Source organism: Streptomyces sp. iso_384 (assembly GCF_056172905.1).
This window is the reverse complement of sequence record NZ_JBWBTT010000001.1, coordinates 4,296,853-4,315,687: the sequence shown is the minus strand read 5'-3', so window position 1 is coordinate 4,315,687 and position 18,835 is coordinate 4,296,853. Positions and strand designations below refer to the sequence as shown.

The 18,835-nt window shown below is 73.2% G+C and carries 18 protein-coding genes; 5 read left to right on the top strand and 13 right to left on the bottom strand.

What is annotated here, in order from left to right; genetic code table 11:
* Positions 1–95: 95 nt before the first annotated feature.
* Positions 96–1,385: a cytochrome P450 gene (locus tag AC0VY3_RS19345; RefSeq protein ID WP_103510665.1), complete on the bottom strand. Its 1,290-nt coding sequence runs from the start codon at positions 1,383–1,385 to the stop codon at positions 96–98.
* Positions 1,386–1,630: 245 nt separating this feature from the next.
* On the opposite strand from AC0VY3_RS19345, the gene AC0VY3_RS19340 reads away from it, so the two are divergent.
* Positions 1,631–2,128 carry a tyrosinase family oxidase copper chaperone gene (locus AC0VY3_RS19340; protein WP_475550131.1) on the top strand — a complete coding sequence of 166 codons (498 nt, stop codon included), beginning with the start codon at positions 1,631–1,633 and terminating at the stop codon, positions 2,126–2,128.
* Between the two features lie 19 nt (positions 2,129–2,147).
* A complete protein-coding gene (locus AC0VY3_RS19335; RefSeq protein WP_103510639.1) occupies positions 2,148–3,011 on the top strand; it encodes a tyrosinase family protein in 864 nt (287 codons plus the stop codon).
* A 67-nt stretch (positions 3,012–3,078) separates the two neighbouring features.
* Here the strand turns inward: AC0VY3_RS19335 and AC0VY3_RS19330 are convergent, their stop codons facing one another.
* The 12 genes from AC0VY3_RS19330 to AC0VY3_RS19275 form a co-directional block, all read right to left on the bottom strand.
* Positions 3,079–3,363, bottom strand: coding sequence for a chaplin (locus AC0VY3_RS19330; protein WP_103510640.1), 285 nt, complete (start codon positions 3,361–3,363; stop codon positions 3,079–3,081).
* Positions 3,364–3,501: 138 nt separating this feature from the next.
* Positions 3,502–4,650: a GNAT family N-acetyltransferase gene (locus AC0VY3_RS19325; protein WP_103510641.1), complete on the bottom strand. Its 1,149-nt coding sequence runs from the start codon at positions 4,648–4,650 to the stop codon at positions 3,502–3,504.
* Positions 4,647–5,321, bottom strand: coding sequence for a YveK family protein (locus AC0VY3_RS19320; protein WP_103510642.1), 675 nt, complete (start codon positions 5,319–5,321; stop codon positions 4,647–4,649). Before AC0VY3_RS19320 ends, AC0VY3_RS19325 begins: the two co-directional genes overlap by 4 nt.
* A complete protein-coding gene (locus tag AC0VY3_RS19315) occupies positions 5,318–6,454 on the bottom strand; it encodes a glycosyltransferase (protein WP_103510643.1) in 1,137 nt (378 codons plus the stop codon). The genes AC0VY3_RS19320 and AC0VY3_RS19315 overlap by 4 nt, the downstream gene beginning before the upstream one ends.
* Entirely contained in the window at positions 6,451–7,263 is an 813-nt protein-coding gene (locus AC0VY3_RS19310; protein ID WP_103510644.1) for a polysaccharide deacetylase family protein, read from the bottom strand. The genes AC0VY3_RS19315 and AC0VY3_RS19310 overlap by 4 nt, the downstream gene beginning before the upstream one ends.
* Positions 7,253–8,977 carry a murein biosynthesis integral membrane protein MurJ gene (gene murJ, locus AC0VY3_RS19305; RefSeq protein ID WP_103510645.1) on the bottom strand — a complete coding sequence of 575 codons (1,725 nt, stop codon included), beginning with the start codon at positions 8,975–8,977 and terminating at the stop codon, positions 7,253–7,255. Before murJ ends, AC0VY3_RS19310 begins: the two co-directional genes overlap by 11 nt.
* Positions 8,974–10,347, bottom strand: coding sequence for an O-antigen ligase family protein (locus AC0VY3_RS19300; protein ID WP_475550130.1), 1,374 nt, complete (start codon positions 10,345–10,347; stop codon positions 8,974–8,976). Before AC0VY3_RS19300 ends, murJ begins: the two co-directional genes overlap by 4 nt.
* A gap of 2 nt (positions 10,348–10,349) precedes the next feature.
* Positions 10,350–11,831 (bottom strand): sugar transferase, encoded by a 1,482-nt coding sequence (locus AC0VY3_RS19295; protein WP_475550129.1) that lies wholly within the window; start codon positions 11,829–11,831, stop codon positions 10,350–10,352.
* Positions 11,828–12,991, bottom strand: coding sequence for a glycosyltransferase (locus tag AC0VY3_RS19290; RefSeq protein ID WP_103510667.1), 1,164 nt, complete (start codon positions 12,989–12,991; stop codon positions 11,828–11,830). The genes AC0VY3_RS19295 and AC0VY3_RS19290 overlap by 4 nt, the downstream gene beginning before the upstream one ends.
* A gap of 342 nt (positions 12,992–13,333) precedes the next feature.
* Positions 13,334–13,936, bottom strand: a complete 603-nt coding sequence (locus AC0VY3_RS19285; protein WP_103510647.1) for a cysteine hydrolase family protein — start codon at positions 13,934–13,936, stop codon at positions 13,334–13,336.
* Positions 13,937–14,074: 138 nt separating this feature from the next.
* The gene (locus tag AC0VY3_RS19280) at positions 14,075–15,124 is read right to left on the bottom strand and encodes a polyprenyl synthetase family protein (protein ID WP_103510648.1); all 1,050 of its coding nucleotides are present in this window, start codon (positions 15,122–15,124) and stop codon (positions 14,075–14,077) included.
* Positions 15,121–16,179 carry a tetratricopeptide repeat protein gene (locus AC0VY3_RS19275; RefSeq protein WP_103510649.1) on the bottom strand — a complete coding sequence of 353 codons (1,059 nt, stop codon included), beginning with the start codon at positions 16,177–16,179 and terminating at the stop codon, positions 15,121–15,123. Before AC0VY3_RS19275 ends, AC0VY3_RS19280 begins: the two co-directional genes overlap by 4 nt.
* Before the next feature lie 327 nt (positions 16,180–16,506).
* On the opposite strand from AC0VY3_RS19275, the gene AC0VY3_RS19270 reads away from it, so the two are divergent.
* The 3 genes from AC0VY3_RS19270 to AC0VY3_RS19260 are packed head-to-tail and all read left to right on the top strand — an operon-like array spanning position 16,507 to position 18,828.
* On the top strand, positions 16,507–17,184 hold the full coding sequence (locus AC0VY3_RS19270; protein ID WP_103510650.1) for an ABC transporter permease: 678 nt from the start codon (positions 16,507–16,509) through the stop codon (positions 17,182–17,184).
* Between the two features lie 25 nt (positions 17,185–17,209).
* On the top strand, positions 17,210–17,881 hold the full coding sequence (locus AC0VY3_RS19265; protein ID WP_103510651.1) for an ABC transporter permease: 672 nt from the start codon (positions 17,210–17,212) through the stop codon (positions 17,879–17,881).
* On the top strand, positions 17,878–18,828 hold the full coding sequence (locus AC0VY3_RS19260) for an ABC transporter substrate-binding protein (protein WP_103510652.1): 951 nt from the start codon (positions 17,878–17,880) through the stop codon (positions 18,826–18,828). The genes AC0VY3_RS19265 and AC0VY3_RS19260 overlap by 4 nt, the downstream gene beginning before the upstream one ends.
* The last annotated feature ends 7 nt before the right edge of the window (positions 18,829–18,835 follow it).

Sequence of the window (18,835 nt, the reverse complement as noted above, 5' to 3'; positions counted from 1 at the left end):
CCGGTTCGGCCTGATGGGGAGAGAGTTTCATCTTCATGCACCGGCGGCACGTTGCAGGAGTCCATTTATCGTATTCGGCGTTTCGGTCGTGCCGTTCAGGTGAATGTGGGGCCGAACGAGAACGGCAGCGAGCCGACTCGGTTGTCGAAATTCGAATCGACCAGATCCGGAACTCCAAGATTCCGCATGACGGGCCGTCGGTCGATCAGTTCCCGGAACAGGGCAGTCATTTCGAGACGCGCCAGATGCGCCCCCAGACAGTGGTGCGGGCCCCCGCCGCCGTATCCGAGATGAGGATTCGGCGACCGGGTGATGTCGAAGCGATCCGGATGGGTGAAAACCGCCTCGTCACGATTGGCCGACGCATAGACGAGGGCGACTTTCTCCCCCGGAAGGAACGTACGGCCGCCGAGTTCGCATGTGGCGGTGACGGTCCTGCGGAACTGGATGATCGGCGTCGAATGCCGGACGATCTCGTCGACGGCGCCGCCGATGTACCGGTCGAAGTCGGACCGCAGCAGATCCCGCTGCTCCGGATGCCGGTCGAGCAGGTACAGCCCGTGCGCGATGGCGTTGCGGGTCGTCTCCACCCCGGCCACCAGCAGCAGCGAGAAGAAGGCCCCCAGCTGCCGCCCGGACAGCGCCTCGCCGTCGATGTCCGCACGGACGAGCGCCGAGACGAGATCGTCCTCGGGGCGCAGACGGCGTTCCCGGGCGAGCCGCCCCATGACCCACTGCATCCGGGCCAGCGACGCAAGCCCCCGGCCGGGAATCCGCAGCCGGGCCCGGCCCCTGCGCTCGACACCGACATGCTCCGACGCGTGGTCGATCTGCTCCGCGATCCGCGCCCGGTAGGCCTGCGGGATGCCCATCAGGTCGCAGATCACCTCCAGCGGCAGCCGCGAGGCCGCCGACGGCATGAAGTCCCCGGGGCGCTCGGCGATCAGCTCGTCGACCAGCCGCCCGGCGAGCCGGCCGACGTTCTCCTCGGCGTCCGCCAGCAGCCGCGGGGTGAACCGACGCGAGATGATCCGGCGCAGCGCCGCGTGCTCGGCCCCGTCCATGTTGACCATCGAGTTCCCGAACAGCGCCTTCGCCCAGCCGGCCGGCTCCGGGGTGGTGACCCCCGGGGCGCTCGCGAACACCTGAGGCGTGCGGCTCGCGGTCCGCACGTCGGCATGGCGCACCAGGGCGTGGAACGGCTTGCCGGAGGTACGCGCGGTACCGGGCCGGGGAGTGAACAGCACCGGCGCGTCCAGCTCCCGCAGCAGGGCGAACGCCCGGAGCCGGTCGGGGCGCGGCAACCGCCAGAAGGCGGGGTCGGCCAGATCGACGTCCGCCGCGCGCAGCACACGGTCCCCGGACAGCTGGTACGGAACGGTCATGTCCATCACCTCCACGGTTCGCCAGGCCATGTTCCGGTCCGCCGGCCGCACGGAGCCCCGCGACGCGGCCTGCCCCGCCCGATGGCCCCACGTCCTCACGCGTTCGACGGAACGTGACCGCCTCGTGTGCGCCGTACGCCGCACGCACGAGAACTGTTTCGTGACCGCCTCGTTGTCAACATCGCCATCAGCAGCACCTCGGACGAGTTAACGAGGCGAGTCAACGAGAGGCAGGCAGTCAACTCATGAGCCCCACCCCCGCGAAACCGGGCGGCACCCGCGTTCCCTCCCGGCGGATCGTCCTGCGCGGAGCCTTCACCGCCGCAGTGGTCACTGGCACCGCAGGCGCCCTGCTCCCGCTGCTCGACCGTGAGCAGGCCGTCGCGGCCCGGCCCGCAGCTGGCCCCGAGGCGCCCGGAAGCGGCCCCGGAGCCACGACGGCGAAGGAATCCACGACGGAAGAGTTCGCCGAGATGTACCGGGGCCGGGAGATCCGGGGGACGGCGACCGTTCTCGTCCCCGCCGGTGCCCCGGACGACGACCGGGTGGCGGTCGCCGTCGAACCGGTCACCGAGATCCGCATCGACGGCAGGCCGCTGCACGTCATGAGGCGGGCGGACGGCACCTATCTGAGCGATGTCCGGCACTACGAGTCGTACCCGACGCTGCTGGAGACGGCCCGCGCCGCCGTCGACGAGCTCGGCGCCGCCAGACTCTCGCCCCCCGCCGCGCACCGCATGTGAACCAGGAGGACCAGCAACGGTGTACACCCGCAAGAACCAGCGCGACCTCACGCGCACCGAGAAGCGCCGACTCGTCGACGCGATCCTGAAACTCAAGCGCACGGGCCGCTACGACGACTTCGTCGTCATGCACCGCGAGTACTACGTGATGGACACCGAGCGCAGGCCGCGCCCGGCGCACATGACGTCCTCGTTCTTCCCCTGGCACCGCCAGTACCTGCTGGAGTTCGAGAAGGCGCTCCAGGGTGTCGACGCGGGCGTCAGCGTCCCTTACTGGGACTGGACCCGGGACAACAAGCCGACCTCGTCGCTGTGGGCGGAGGACTTCCTCGGCGGCAACGGCAGGCCCGGCGACCGCCGGGTCACCACCGGAGCCTTCGCCTACGAGGCGGGCAACTGGAGCGTCGGAAAGGGAGTCACCGACGAGAACTACCTCACCCGCAACTTCGGCAGGCCCGGCAGCAATCCCGTCGCCCTCCCCACCAAGGACGACGTGGCCCGGGCGCTGAAGGACCCGGTCTACGACACCGAGCCCTGGAACAGCATCAGCACCGAGGGCTTCCGCAACCGCATCGAGGGGTGGGGGATCCGGGGCGTGCGGCCGGTGGGCCTCCACAACCAGGTCCATCAGTGGGTCGGCGGCCCGATGGCGGGCGCGGCCTCCCCCGAGGACCCGGTGTTCTGGTTCCACCACTCCTTCGTCGACCTGCTGTGGGACCGGTGGCGCAAGGCGCACCCGAAGTCCGCCTACCTCCCGGGCCGCAGGCCCGCCTCGCCCGGCCAGGACCGTCGGTACGTCTTCGGCCTGGACGAGGCGATGCCTCCCTGGGGCGTCACCCCGAGGAAGCTCCTCGACCACGGCAAGGTCTACCGCTACGCCTGAGCCCGCACGAAGGAACGGCCGGCCACCTCCGTGCGGAGGGAGCCGGCCGTTCCGGTGCCGCAGGTGATCAGCGGCCGTAGCCGTAGTCCCCGCCGTTGTCGTGGTGGCCGCCGTCGACGTTGGCGCAGGTGTTGCCGAAGGCCGGGTTCAGCAGGCCGACCACGTTGATCGTGTTGCCGCAGAGGTTCACCGGCACGTGCACCGGGACCTGGACGCTGTTGCCCGAACCGACGCCGGGGGAGGCGGCGGCGAGGCTCTGCGCACCGGCGTCCGCGGACGCCATGCCGGCACCGCCGGCGATCAGCGCGCCGGTGCCGGCCATGACAGCGGCAACCTTCGTCATGCGAGACATTGAGAACTCCTTGTAAAGAAGGGGGTGTGCTGCGGACACGAGGCCCGCACCCCCTGACAACGCGAAAGACGCCGTACGGTAACGGATCAGCTCATAGGCGATATCTCCGACGCCCCTGTCCGGCGTACGCCCGACGCGTCAGCGACCGATCACCGGAAGTCCCGTCAGCCGCTCGTGCCAGTCCCGTGCCGCCGGGAAACGGGCCTTCACCGTCTCCACCGCCCGCTCCCGCACCGCCACCTGCGACTCGCGCAGCCGCAGCAGCGGCTCCAGACCCGGACGGGCCAGCAGCAGCCGCTGGTTGACCACCGGCACCGGCTCCCAGTGGTTCTTGTAGCTCTCCGCACCGCGCAGCAGACTCAGCACCTCGCGCCCGGCGTCCGAGGCCTGCTGGGCCACCTCGCGCAGCAGCATCGTCGACACATCGACCTTCCGTTCGCGCAGCGCCGGATCCGCGCCGTACAGATAGCCGCCCGTCAGATGCCCGGACTGCAACGACAGGTTGGCCGCCACCACCTCGCCGTTCAGCCGGAACTCGGTCATCGCCGCCGTGCCGTCCGCCACCATCCGCCCCACCGACCGGACCAGATGGTCCGAGAACCGGGCCCGCAGATGCTCGGGATTGACGCCCCGGCCCTCCCACTGCCTCTCGTGCAGCCGCAACAGCGTGCCGACCGCCGCCGGCACCCCGTCCTGCGGGATCCGGTGCGCCTCGACGCCCAGCGCCTCGACCTTGCGCAGCTTCGAGCGCAGCCGCTGCCCCCGCGAACCCGTCAGCCGCGCCACGAGATCGCCCAGCGGCTCGGCCGGAAGCTCCATGCACGTCGAGTCCGTGAGCCGGCTCCGGGCTCCCGGCCACCGCCCGAACAGCAACTGCGCCGACGCGTCAGGCCGGACCTCCCGCAGGTCCACCACGGTGTGCCGGGCGGCCCGGTCCAGACCGCGCCCCAGCGCCCCCACCGCGTACCCGGCCTCCTCCTCGTCCAGCAGGATGTCGAAGAAGTCGGAGATGGCCCCGCCCATGGGTACGAGCAGCGGCATCGGACGGTGCACCAGCATCAGCGGCGCCGCCCCGATCAGCCGCCCCGCCCGGCGCACCAGCAGCACGCGCAGCCGGCCCTCCTGGCCGTAGGAGATCCACCACGAGTGGAGCCAGGCGTGGCTCTGGAACGGGGTGGCGGTGGCGCACCGGCGGTGCAGGGCGTCCCACTCCCCGGCGAGCGCGCCGAACTCCCGGAAGTCCCGGCACAGCGTCACGGCGAGGCCGCCCGCCCGGAGGCCCGTCATCGGACGAGCTCCCGTTCGTCCTGGGCGACGTTGCCGCCCTCGGCCGTCGGCCCCGGCACCTGCGCCGAGACGCTCCAGCCCGCCCGGCGCGGCCGGACCAGCAGCACGAGTCCGCCCAGCAGACCGCCCGCCGCAGCCCCCACGGCGGTGCCCAGCGGCATCGACGGCGAGACCGGCCGGTCCGGCGTCATCGCATGGGTGAACTTGATCAGCTTCACCCCGGTGTCCTTGGAGACATGGCCGCTGCTCACGATGACGGCCTCGATGACCGCGTTCGCGATGTCGGCCGCCCTGTGCCGGTCCTCGGAAGTGCCCGTCACCGCGATCATCGGCGAGTCGGGCGAGGTCTCCGACGTCACGTGGGACCGCAGTTCGCGCACCGGCTCGCCCGCCGCGCCCTGGGCGTACGAGAGCGTCGCGTCGCTCGTGGTCAGCCGCCCGTACGACTGGGCGTACCCCAGCGCCGCCGAGGGATCCGTCTCCCCTTCGGCGACCGCCATCGCATAGCTGGTGGCCTCGTACTGCGGCGCGGCGAACGCACCGTACGAGAGCCCGGACGCGGTGCCGATCAGCACGCAGACGGGCAGCGGCCACCAGTGCGGCAGCCGGGTGAGGGCGGTGCGCAGCCGATGGACGACGGCGGGTCGCTGCTGCTCGGGTGACTCGGTCATGAAAGGGCTCTCCGGTTCGGTGGGGCGGTGTCGAGGGCGTATGCGTACACGTCCATCAGGCGCTCGCTGCTGCGTCTGATGTCGTAGTGGCCGACGGCCCGGGGCGGCGGCCGCCGGTCCGTACGGGCCTGTATCCGCTGCCGCAGCCGGGCCGTCAGCTCCTCGGGGCTCCCGGCGATCCGGGTGGCGCCCGGGGCATGGGCGGCGGGCAGGTCGTCGATGGCGGGGCAGGCGTCGTGCAGGACGGGCAGCCCCGCGGCGAGCGCCTCCACGGCGGCAAGACCGAAGGACTCCTCGCGGGACGTGGAGACGAAGACGTCCAGGGCGCTCAGCAGTGCCGGCACCCCCGGAACCGGACCGTCCCCGTCCTCGTCGCACTCCCCGAGGAACCGGATCCGGTCCACGGCCCCCAGACGCAGGGCCAGCGCGCGCAGCGCCCCGGCCTCCGGACCGTCCCCGGCCAGCAGCAGGCGAGCCTCCGGCAGCGCGGCGACCGCGCGGATCAGCACGTCGAACCGCTTGCCCGGCACCAGCCGGCCGACCCCGCCGACGACGAACGCGTCCTGGGGGATGCCCAGCGCCGCGCGTACCGAGGTCCGCCGCTCCCCGTCGAAGCGGAACCGGTCCGCGTCGATGCCGTTGGGCACCAGCCGGATCCGGTCGGCGGGCACCCCCCAGTCCCGCAGCCGGCCGGCCACGGTGGAGGAGACGGCGACGGTCGCCGCGCCGAGCCGTTCGGTGGAGAGGTAGAGGGCGCGGATGGACCGGGTGAGCGGACGGCCCTCGATCTCGGCCCGCCCCAGGGAGTGTTCGGTCGCGACGGTGGCCCGGGTCCCGGCGAGCCGGGCCGCGATCCTGCCGTACACACAGGCCCGGTAGAGATGCGTGTGGACCAGGTCGTAGCGGCCGTCCCGGATCAGCCGGGCGAGCCTGCCGACGGCCGAGAGGTCCCGGTTGCCGCGCATCCCCAGATGTGTCACCCGGATCCCGTCGGACCGCAGCTCCTCGGCCACCGCCCCCGGGTTGGTGAGCGTCACGACCTCGCACTCCACCGGCAGATGACGCAGCAGCAGCCGCAACTGCCGCTCGGCGCCGCCGACCCCGAGTCCGGTGATGACGTGCAGCGCCCTCACCGCGGACCGCCCGCCCGCACCGGACCGGCGGCCCGCGAGCCGGCGGCGGGCGCGGCGACCTGCCGCAGCCCGTGCCGCAGATCCTTCGCCCACAGCCGGACCCCCCGGTCCGCCTGGCTGATGTGGGTGCGGGGGAGGGCGAACCGGCTGAGCAGCGGGCCCGGGGCCAGCGCGCACGCGTAGCCGTAACCCGCCGTGCGCGCGGCCTCGGTGACCCGGCGGTCGAGGATGCCGTACGGGTAGCAGAAGCCCTCCGGGAGCGAGCCGGTGAGCTTGCCGATCAGCTCCCGGCTGTCGGCCGTCTCCCGGCGCAGCTCCTTGTCCGAGAGCGCCGTCAGGTCCTGGTGATACAGGCCGTGCGAGCCGACCTCCATGCCCGCGGCGGCCACCCGCCGGACGTCCTCGTGGGTGAGCAGCGGCTTGCGCGGGCCCAGCGGATCCCACTCGTTGACCCCGCCCGGCCGGCCCGGGAGGACGAAGACCGTCGCCCGGCAGCCGTGCTTGCGCAGCACCTCGAGCGCCTCGCCGAGGAAGTCCGCGTACCCGTCGTCGAAGGTCAGCCCGACCAGCCCGCGCCGCCCGGACGCCCCCGCGCGCAGCAGCTCCGACACCCCCACCCCGGTCAGCCGCCGGCTGCGCAGCCAGGACAGCTGCTCGTCGAGGCGCTCGGGGGAGACGGTGATGCCGTACGGATCGTCGCTCGGGTCCGTCACCGAGTGGTACGTGAGGATCCACGGCTGACGGCGGGTGTGCGGGCGGAGCCGGGACGAGGGAGCGTCGGCGCAACGTGCCGAGGATTCAGCGGCCATCAAGGAACCTCCGTCGGGTGAGTGCCAGCAGGGAAACGACCTCGGGCGAGCGCAGGGCCAGCCCGGACAGGAAGAACACGGAGGGGACGAGGAGACATCCGGCGGCCAGGCTCAGCACCGGGTCGGCGACGAGCGGCGCGCACGCCCACCCGGCCGCGCCCGCCGCCAGCGACGCCCCGGTGAGCCGGCCCAGCGAGAGCGCCACGGCCCGCGTCCGGATCGGCACCACCCGGGTGCCGAGGCCCATGAGGAGCAGCAGCGCCGTCGTGCTGATCCCGATCGCGTTGGCGGTCGCGATGCCGTCCACGCCGAAGCGGTACGTCAGCGCGTACCCGGCCCCCATGGTGACCAGCAGTCCGGTGCCCATCGCGAACGCCGGGAACCAGGTGGGCCGCCCGGACGAGAAGAACGGCCGGCTCAGCGCGCCGACCAGGCAGTGCCCCAGCAGTCCGAGCGCGTACACCCGCATCACCTGCGCGGTGGAGTCGGTGTCGGCGACGCCGAACGCGCCGCGCTGGAAGAGCACTTCGATGATCTGGGGCGCGTAACCGAGGACCACCGCCGTGCCGAGCAGCACCACCATCCCGGCCAGCGCCAGGTCCCGCTCCACCCGCAGCCGGGCCTTCTCCCGGTCCCCGGCGGCCATGGCCTGCGCGACCACCGGGAAGGTCACGGTGCAGATCATCAGCGACAGCACCATCGGCATCTGCGCGACCTTCTGCGCGTAGTTCAGATGCGAGATCGCGCCCGCCGGGAGGGTGGAGGCCAGGAACCGTTCCACCAGGACCTGGGACTGACGGCTCACCACGAACACGACCACCGGCGCCAGCACCGCGAACCCCAGCAGCGGAGCGGTCCGCGCGGCCCGCCGCACCGGCCGCCCGAACCGCGGCAGCCGGGGCCGCGCCGGCGGCACCAGCCGCAGGAACATCGGCAGTTGGGTCAGGATCATCAGCGCGCTGCCGACCGCGACCCCCACCGCCGCGGCCCGCACCCCCCACACGGAGTGCAGGGCCAGCGTCATCCCGATGATGCCGAGGTTGTACGCGACATAGACCCCGGCGGGCGGCAGGAAGCTGCCGTGTGCGCGCAGCGCGGCGCTGAAATAGCCGGTGATCCCGAAGGTGAGGACGGTGACCGCGGTCAGCCGTGTGCAGTCCACCGCGAGACGGGGATCGGCGAGCCCCGGGGCCAGCACTCCCACGACCCACGGCGCGCCCGCGATCAGCAGCGCCGCGCCGCCGGAGAGCAGCAGGAACAGCCGGGGGAACGTGGCCGCCACCAGTTTCCGTACGGGGTCGGCGCCTCCCTCCGCCTCGCCGGAGGCGCGACGGGTGAGGGCCAGGCTGAACGCCGGGACGAGGAGGAGCGCCATCCCGTCCTCGATCAGCAGCGTCGCCGCCATCTCGGGCACGGTCCAGGCGATCAGGAACGCGTCGCTGGCGTCACTCGCCCCGAAGTACCGGGCGATGGCCTGGTCCCGCACCAGACCGAGGACGGCCGCCAGCACGGTCAGCACAGCCGTGCCTGCCGCCGCGCGGGCGAGGAAGGACCCGAGCCGGGGAGCCTCGCCGCCGGCCGTCTCCGGCGAGCCGGGCCCTTCCGGGCCTGCCCCCGGGGCCGGGAGCAGCGGCGGGGCCGGGGCGGAGGCCGGGCCCGCCGCCGGGTCCGCCGGACGCGCCCCGGTCTCCGTGCCCGTACCGGTCTCGGTCATGCGGCGTTCACCCGGTCCGGCTCGGCCAGCGCCCACCAGGCCGCCAGCCCCAGCACGACCCCGCTCAGTACCGTGGTGGGCCCGCCGATGTCCGCGTACAGGAAGTTGACGCTCTGCCAGGTCATCAGGGCGACCGCCACCAGGCCGCAGTCCATGGCCGCGTGTCCGCGCGAGCGGGCGAGGCGCAGCCGACGGATCGAGCCGACCAGGATCGCCGCCCAGCTGCCGACGAGCGCGGTCAGCCCGACGAGACCCTGTTCGCCGAGGACCAGGAGATACATGTTGTGCGGGGACAGCAGGGCCTGCCGGCGGAACTCCTGGCCCGCCCCGGCGGTGTCGCTGCCGGAGGAGAGCCCGATGGAGGCGTGTCCGTCGCGGTGGTCGGGGAAGCCCTTGAGGCCGACCCCGGCGGCGGGGCGCTCGCGCCACATCGCGCCCGCCGCACTCCACATCGCGTAGCGGTCGCTGACCGAACGGTCCGGGGTGCTGGTCACCCGGGTCACGCTGGCGGCCCGGTCCGCGATCATCTCGGAGCCGATGCCGAACCCGCCGACCACCACCACCCCGGCCGCGCCCAGCACGGCCAGCGACGTCAGCGCCTGCCGCCGCCCGGCCAGCGCCAGGGCGACCAGGACCGCGGCGGCCGTGGCGATCCACACGCCCCGGCTGAACGACAGCGTCAGGGGCACGATCAGCGCGACGGCGAGGACGGCGGCGGCCGGCCGCAGCCAGGACGGGGCGCCGCCGGGCGTGCGGAGGGCGCAGGCGGTGGTGGCGAGCAGCCCGTAGGCGACGACGGTCGCCATGCCCATGATGTCGCTGGGGCCGAAGGTGCCGACCGCCCGGATGTCCTCGCCCATGTAGGACGCGCCGGTCCCGGTGACGTACTGATGGACGCCCGTGACACCCTGGACGACCGCCAGCAGCACCAGCGAACCGGCGACGACCCGGAACCCGTACGCGTCCTCGATCAGCAGGAACACCGCGACCGGTACGAGGACGAAGACCTGGAGATAGCGGACGAGCCCCGGCAGGGCGGCGGCCGGGTCCGCCGCCGTGACCGTGGCCACCGCGAAGCCCACCACGGGCAGGCCCAGGACCAGCGCGGCGGCGGCGCTGAGCGGGCGTCGGCGCAGATACAGCAGCCGCCCCACGCACAGGAGCACCGCGATCCCCGAGGCCAGGTCGGCCGGTCCGACCGCCGGGCCGCCGCCCCCGCCGGAGAATCCGTGGGGCAGGGCGGGCAGCAGAACGGTCGCGACCAGCGGCAGCAGCGGCCACCGGCTCCGCCAACCGCTTCGCCGGGGGCGGGAGACGGTACGGGGCGCTGCCGACGGCGCCGGAGCGGGCTGGGTGAGGACAGCGGCCATGGTCAGCTGCCTCCGAGCCGGAACAGGGAACCGGCGGTCCGCGCCAGCACGCACGCGTCCTGCCACAGCGACCAGGTCTCGATGTAGCGGTTGTCGAAGCGGGCCCGCTCCTCGATCGAGGTGTCGCCCCGCAACCCGTTCACCTGGGCCAGCCCCGTGATGCCGACCGGCATCCGGTGGCGGGCCTGGTATCCGGGGTGGGCGCGGCTGAACTGCGCCACGAAGAAGGGGCGTTCGGGACGGGGCCCGACCATGCTCATATCGCCGCGCAGGACGTTCCACAGCTGCGGCAGCTCATCGAGGGAGGTCCGGCGCAGCACCCGGCCGACCCGGCTCATCCGCCCGTCGGACGCGACGTTCCAGCGGGTCGCCGACTCCTGGACGTCGGCGGGCCGCAGCGTACGGAACTTCAGCAGGACGAAAGGACGACCGTGCCGGCCGACGCGCTCCTGCCGGAAGATCACGCCCGGCCCGTCGGAGAGCCGCACGGCCAGGGCGCACGCCGCCATCACCGGGGCCGCCAGCAGCAGTCCGACCGCGGCCAGGACGGCGTCCATCGCCCGCTTCACCCCGTGGCCGAGCGGACGGTCGGTTCCGTCGTGCAGGGGCTGGGCGGTGAAGCCCCACAGATGATCGGGGCGGCCTCCCGCCGGAGGAGCCGCGACCGCCCCGGGGCCGGTGACCAGCCACACCCGGCAGCCGTGTCCGGTGAGCAGGCTGAAGAGCGCGGCGCCGTCCGGGGTGGCCTCGGGCGGCGCGGTGAACACCGCGTGCCGCACGCTGTTCTGCACGACCGCCCGCCCCACCTCCTGGGGCGAACCCAGCACCGGCAGCGGCACGGTGTCGGAGCCCGTCGTCTGCTTCTCCTCCCCGGCGGCGGGGGAGGCGACCAGACCGACCGGCCGCAGCCCGTACGCGGGGTGGTCGTACAGGGTGGCCGTCACCTGACGGGCCGAGGGGCCCTGGCCCACGACCAGCGTGGACAGGGGGCGGCGTACGGCGGCCCGCCGCCGCGCCCGGTACGCGGCCGCACGTCCCGCGCAGGTCAGCGCGGTCTGCGTACCGGCCCCGTACGCGAGCACCGCCCAGCCGATCGCCAGCTGCGGGGCCCAGACGTCCAGCACCTCCATGGTCACGTACCACTGCAGGAGGGTGAGACCGGTGAGCGCGGGCAGTTCGGAGAGGACCGAGGGGGACAGGCGCATCCGGTACAGGCCGCGTTGGGCGAAGAGCAGCACCTGCGCCACCGCCTGCGCGGCCACCAGCAGCCACGGCCAGGGGACCGGGACGACCAGGGCGAACGTCACGGCCGCGGCCAGGGCGTCCACACACAGCAGCGGCACGGAACGGCCGTACCGGACGGCCCGGCGCTCACCGGGCCGCACCTGTGCACCGCCGCCGCTTCTTCGCGGCGGATGAACCGTGTGAGCCTGTACGGCCGTCGCCTGGCCGGTGCCGGGAACCGGTGCACTCTCCATCGTCATCGCTCGGTGCGCTTCCTCGTCGTGGGGCCGGACATGCCGACAAGTTCCTGGTAGAGACCGGCAACCGCCCCCGCGGTCCGTCGGACGTCGAAGGCCGCCCGGGTGTGGCGCAGGGCCCGGTGGGACACCGCCTCGCGCAGTTCCGGGTCGGCGAGCAGCGCGGTCAGCGCCGCGGCCAGTGCCGCCGGATCCTCCGGAGGCACCAGACAGTGGTCCTCGTGACCGGGCGGCAGGCTCTCCCGCGCCCCGTTCACGTCGGTCATCACGACGGGCCGGCCGCAGGCCATCGCCTCCAGCGGGGCCAGGGCCATGCCTTCCCAGCGGGAGGGCAGTACGAGGACGTCCGCCGCGTGGATCCACGGCCGTACGTCCGCGCAGGCTCCGGTGAACAGCACGCCCGGCGGGGCCGATTCCTCCAGGGCACCCCGGTCGGGACCGTCGCCCACCAGGACCAGCCGGGCCCCGGCCACCGGCATCCGGCGCCAGGCCCGCAGCAGGACGTCCTGCCCCTTCTGCCGGGTCAGCCGGCCGACACAGACGACCAGCGGGGCGTCGCGGTCGACACCGTCCAGTAAGGGCAGCGAGGCGCGGGCCTCCGCACGGCCGGTGCGGCCGCCGGGGCGGAAGCGGTCGAGGTCGATGCCGTTGTGGATGACCGACCAGCGGGCCGCGATGCCCGCCTCCTGGCCGGTGCGGCGCTCCGACTCGCTGACGCACAGGATGTGATCGGCCCAGCGTGCCCCGAACCGCTCCCAGCCGAGCGCGAGTTCGGCGGTGCGCCCGCCGACGGCCTCGAACGACCAGGCGTGCGGCTGGAACACCGTGGGAACCCGGCCGCGCACCGCGATCCGGCCCGCAAGGCCCGCCTTGGCGCTGTGGGCGTGGACCACGTGCGGGCGGCTCGCGCGGACGATACGTCGCGCGGCGGCGACCTCACCGGCCAGCCGGGGCCCGGGGGCACGGGTGACGGACCAGTCGTGGACCTCGGCGCCCGCCGACGCCGCCCCGAGAGCCAGCGGACTCCCGGGTGGGCAGGCCACCACGGGGCGCAGTCCCGACCCGGCCTGGGCCCTGACGAGATCGGTGACGACCCGGGCCACTCCGCCGTCCACGGGCTGAACCAAATGAAGGACCGTCAATTGTCTTTCTTCACGACGCATGTGCAGCACGCACGGCTCTCTTCGCTCAATCCGGTCAGTAAGGCCCACCGGGCCTAAAGCCGAACTGCACTTTCGCAGAGATGTGGCGAAATCGTGCGCGTGACTCGCTCATACGACCACACGAGGATGACGCGTTCCGGAGGACCGTTCGAGTGGCCACGGGAGAGACCGGAGCGTGGCCGCGAACCCTTTGTCGGCAGGTCGCAAAAGGGCTTGCGCGAGTCTGTCGCACGGAATGACGGCAGTGCTCCGCACGCATGGCGCCGGTTATACCGTCACCTTTTCCGCCTTACCGCACACCGCCGATCGCTGCATCGGATGGCATCACCATCCATCGGCCGATTACGCCGTTCTCGTGGTGCCGTCCGTCGTGCCGTCCGCGATGTCGAAAGTGACGTCCGCGGCGCGCGCCACGACCTCCACCTCGTCTCCCAGCGCCCATTCCGCGACCCGCGAGGCCATCGCCGCCGGAACCACGTCGCTGATGTCCGGCGCGGCCGGAATGTCGTACGTGGCGTGGGCGTCGTGCGGCAGGACGACCCGGTAGTCCAGCTCCAGGGCACGGCGGGCGGTGGCGAGCACGCACATCTCCGACATCACCCCGCAGACGGCGAGCGACCGGACGCCCGCCGCCGTCAGCTCGGCCGCCAGTGAGGTCCCCTCGAAGCCGTCGTCCTCGCTCTTGCGGATCACGGTCTCGCCCGGTCCGGTGCGCACCGGCAGATGCAGCGCCCACCCGGGCGTCCCGGGCTCGTCGGGCTCGCCGGCCGGGCCGTCGTTCTGCAGATGCACGACGAGCGCCCCGGCCCGGCGGGCCCGCCCGATCAGATCTGTCACCCGGTCCAGCAGCCGGGGCGCGTCGGGCACGGCGGCGTCACCCGCGACGAACGCCGACTGGACATCGATGACGAGCAGCGCCTGGACGGGAGCGGGGCGGGCGGTCATGCCGGAGGAGTCCTTACGTCGTCGCGGCGGCTACGCGGGCGAAGCCCGAACAGTGTCCAATCGTGCCGGACGACGGCCCGTGGCCGCCCACCGGTTTCCGGCGGGCGGCCACGGGCCGGGGTGGTGCGGTCCACGAGATCAGCCGGTGCGGTCCACGAGATACGGGATCAGCGTCAGCAGGTCCGTACGTGCCTCCTCGGCCAGCGGCACCCGGTCCAGACAGGCGTGGGCCGCCGCCAGATGCTCCCGCGCCTCGGCGATCGTGGCCCGCCGCCCGCCGGCCTCGTCGATCAGCTCGGCCGCACGGCGCGCCGCCCGGTCGTCGAGCGGTCCGGCGGAGGCGAGCAGCGCGTCGAGCCGTCGGGCCGCCGGGTGGTCGGCGGACAGGGCCGCGAGCACCGGGTAGGTCTTCTTCAGCCGCCGCAGATCGCTGTGCACCGGCTTGCCGGTCACCTGCGGATCGCCCCAGATCCCGAGCAGATCGTCCACCGCCTGGAACGCCACCCCCACATGCCGCCCCGCCAGGTCCAGCGCCTCGGCGGTGGCCGCCGGAGCGCCGGCCAGCACCGCGCCCAGGGCGGCCGCGCAGCCGAGCAGAGAACCCGTCTTGAGGGTGGCCATCGACCGGTACTCGTGCGGCAGGACCGCCCCGGGCCCGGTCCACGGCCGGGACTCGAAGAGCAGGTCCTGCGCCTGACCACGCACCAGATCGCCCAGCGCGACCGCCAGTTGCCGCACCGCCGCCGGACCGCCCGGCCCGGGCGCCTCCGCCAGCGTGGCGACGGCCAGCGCGAAAAGGGCGTCCCCCGCGAGGACCGCCGGGCCCGTGCCGTACGCCTTCCAGAGCGTCGGCCGGCGGCGACGGGTCTCGTCGCCGTCCATGATGTCGTCGTGGATCAGCGAGAAGGTGTGGATCAGCTCGACGGCGACCGCACCGAGCACCGCGTCCGAACCGCTGCCGCCGGCGGCCTCCGCGCCGAGCACCGCGAGCGCCTGGCGCACCCCCTTGCCCTGCGATCCGGGCACCGGCTCGCCGCCGGTGCCGCTCCAGCCCAGCGAGAACGCCGCCGTCTCCGCGTGCCAGGGGTGCAGCCGGCCCACCGACTCCACCAGGGCCGGGCGCACCAGCTCGCGGCACCGGTCCAGTATCTGCGGGGCACTCGCCCGGCGGGTCGTGGAGAGCGTCATGCGCGGTCGCCCCTCCCGTCCACCGCGGGCTGTTCCACGCCGAGTTCGGCGTACGCCTTCTCGACCATCTCCCGGGCGTTCAGCAGCCCGATCCGGCTGAGCCTGCCGCGCAGTTCGTCCAGGTCGGCGGCGGTGGCCCCGCGGTCCCGGCCGAGCCTGGCCCGCGCCTTGACCAGGCCGAGCGAGGACAGCGCCTCGCCGCGCGGCTCGTCCATCGCGCGGAACTCGCCGAGCGCCTGTTCGTAGACCTCGCGGGCCTCCTCGTACCGCCCGGCCCGGAACAGCACGTTGGCCCGCATCTTGTGGTTGTACGCCAGGGCGCTGGAGAGCTTCATCTCGCGGCAGGTGACCTGGGCCTCGGAGAGCAGTTCGAGGGCCCGTCCGGTCGCCCCGTCCCGGAGGGAAACGATGTCGGCGATGCCGCGCAGCGCCCAGGCCCGGCCCCGCCGGTCGTCCGCGTCGCCCGCCAGGGCCGCCGCCTCCTCGAACATCTCCAGCGCCGTGTCCAGCGAGCCGGTGTTGCGGTGGATCTGCGCGATGCCCTCCAGCGCCCACACGGTGTGCCGGGCCTCGCCCCGGGCGCGCGCCTCGGCCAGCAGCTGTTCGTGCAGCGTCGCGACGGTGGCGTAGTCGCCCTGGATCCGCCCGGTCTCGGCGAGACCCGCCAGGGAGTAGCCGCGGGCGACCACATCGCCGCCCCGCTTCCCCAGCTCCGCGGCGAGACCGAGCAGCCGGAACGCGAGCCGCAGCGCCCCGCGCTGCCGTGCCAGCGTGCCGCCGCTCCACAGCGCCCAGGCCATCGCCCCGGTGTTCCCGGCCGCCCGCGCGGCCCGGTAGCTGGCCTTCCAGGCCCGGTCGGCCTCCGCCACGTGCCCGAGCCTGCGGTGGGCCTCGGCCACGGCGAGGCCGGAGCGGGCCACCTCCTCCTGCGATCCGGAGAGCTCGGCCTGCCTCAGATGGCGTACTCCCTCGGCCAGTACGTCGGTGAGGGAGGCGTTCACCGACATCTTGGTGAGAGCTCCCTGGTACTCGGGCGCCAGTGCCTTGGTCTGCATGGGTGCCTTCCGCGCGGTGCCGGGCCCGCACCGGGGCGACTATACCCTCCGTGTATACATGGGGGGTATAGTCGGCCGGTCGTGCAGGCCCGGATCATGTGGGGGTTGGACGCCGCTCGTCACACGCGGCGAACCGTCCTGTCATTGATCAAGACGGCAGCGGGCCATGGAGGGTTGCTCGTACGGCCCAGGTCGTTCCGCTCTCGCTTCCGATCCCGTTCCCGTGCCCGAAAGTGTGCCGAAAGCTCCTGTTCGCGCTGTACCTCGAATACCCCGAACGGCCGCTCCTGACCTGCGACGGCACCGCCGCCGCGCTCGAATGAACAGGTGATGGCGCCCCCGGACGACTGCCTCGCCCGCAATGAGTGGATCTGCGGCGCCTATCTCTCCAGCCGTCGCGAGATCCTCGTGGACGCGGTGCTGCAACACCTCCAGCTGACGGCCGCCGCGGTGGCCGTCGCCCTGGTGCTCGCCGTCCCGCTGGCCCTGGCGGCCCGCCGGTGGCGCTGGGCGGCCGGGCCGGTGCTCGGGCTGACGACGATCCTGTACACGATCCCGTCGCTGGCGATGTTCTCGCTGCTGCTGCCGCTGTACGGACTCTCCGCCGCGCTCGTCGTCGCGGGTCTTGTCCTCTACTCGCTGACCCTGCTCGTCCGCAACATCCTGGCCGGGCTCCGGGCCGTCCCCGAGGAGACCCGGCAGGCCGCCCGGGGCATGGGCTACGGGCCGCTGCGTCTGCTGCTCGCAGTGGAACTCCCGCTCGCGCTGCCCGCCGCCATGGCCGGGCTGCGCATCGCCACCGTCTCCGCGGTCTCGCTGGTCACCGTCGGGGCGATCGTCGGCCACGGCGGACTCGGCAACCTCATCTACTCCGGCATGAACACCTACTTCAAGGCCCAGGTGCTCACCGCCTCCGTCCTGTGCGTCGTCATCGCCGTCGCCGCCGACCTCCTGCTCCTGGGAGCGGGCCGACTGCTGACGCCCTGGACCCGGAGGCAGGCGTGAACACGCACCGGAACGGGAGGCGGGCATGAGCACCCTGTCGGACACCTGGTCCTGGCTCACCACCGCCGCGCACTGGTCCGGGCCCGACGGCGTCTGGAACCGGCTCGGCGAACATCTCTTCCTCACCGTCGTCTGTCTGCTCATCAGCTGCCTGATCGCCCTGCCCGTCGCCCTGGTCCTGGGACACCTCGGCAAGGGCGGCGCGCTCGCCGTCAACCTCTCCAACATCGGCCGGGCCGTGCCCACCTTCGCCGTGCTGGTCCTGCTGCTGCTCACCCCCGTCGGCACGTACGGCCAGTGGTCGACGATCATCGCGCTGGTGCTGTTCGCCGTGCCGCCGCTCCTCACCAACGCCTATGTCGGCATGCGCGAGGTCGACCGGGACGTCGTCCGGGCCGCCCGGGGCATGGGCATGACCGGCCGCCAGATGCTGCTGGGCGTGGAACTGCCGCTCGCCCTCCCGCTGATCCTCACCGGCGTACGGATCGCCGCCGTGCAGCTGGTCGCCACCGCCACCCTCGCCGCACTGGCCGGCGGCGGGGGGCTGGGCCGGATCATCACCGCCGGCTTCAACCTCGCCGCCACCCCGCAGGTGGTGGCCGGAGCGATCCTCGTGGCCGTCTTCGCCCTCCTCGTCGAAGGCCTCTTCGAGGCGGGGCAGCGCCTCGCACCCCGGCGCGGACGGGAGGCCGTGTGAATCGCGCCCACCGGGCCCTGGCCGCGCTGGCCCTCCTCGCCGCCACCGCCTGCACCACGGGCCCCAGCCTGGAGAACCAGGGCGAGGTCACCGCACCGCCCGGCGACAGCAGGGAACTCACCGTCGGCTCGGCCGGATTCACCGAGAGCGACCTGCTCGCCCAGATGTACGCCCTGCTCCTGGAGAACGCCGGATACTCCGCCGACCTCATCTCCGTCACCAACCGGGAGATCTACGAACCCGCCCTGGAGAAGGGCCAGATCGACGTCGTCGCGGAGTACGCGGCGACCTTCGCCGACTGGCTGAACGCCAAGGCCGAAGGAGCCGATGCGGAGCCCGTCGGATCGCCCGACCTCACCGCCACCATGAAGGCGCTCCGCGCCCTGGCCGCCCCGCGCGGGCTGACCGTGCTCGACCCGGGCCGGGCCGTCGACCAGAACGCCTTCGCGGTCACCGGCGCGTACGCGAGGAAGCACGGGCTCACGACCCTCAGCGACGTCGGCGCGGCGAAACTGCCCGTACGGCTGGCGGCGGGCGACGAATGCGTCCAGCGGCCCTACTGCGCCCCCGGGCTGCGCACGACGTACGGCATCGACGTCGTCGCCGTCGACCCGAAGGGCGTCGGCACCACCCAGGCGAAGCAGGCGGTGCAGAACGGCCAGGACCAGATGGTGCTGACCACCACGACCGACGCCACCCTGGACCAGTTCGGCCTGGTCCTGCTGGAGGACGACAAGAACCTCCAGAACGCGGACTACGTGGTCCCCGTCGTCAACCGCGCCCGCGCCGGGAGCACCGGGGTGCGCGACGCCCTCGGCCGGCTCAACACCGTACTGACCACCGCCGACCTGGCATCGATGAACGAGCAGGTCGACAGCTGGCGGCGGCTGCCCGAGGACGTCGCGCGCACCTACCTGGAGTCGAAGAAGCTCCTCCCGAAGGGCTGAGCCGGCC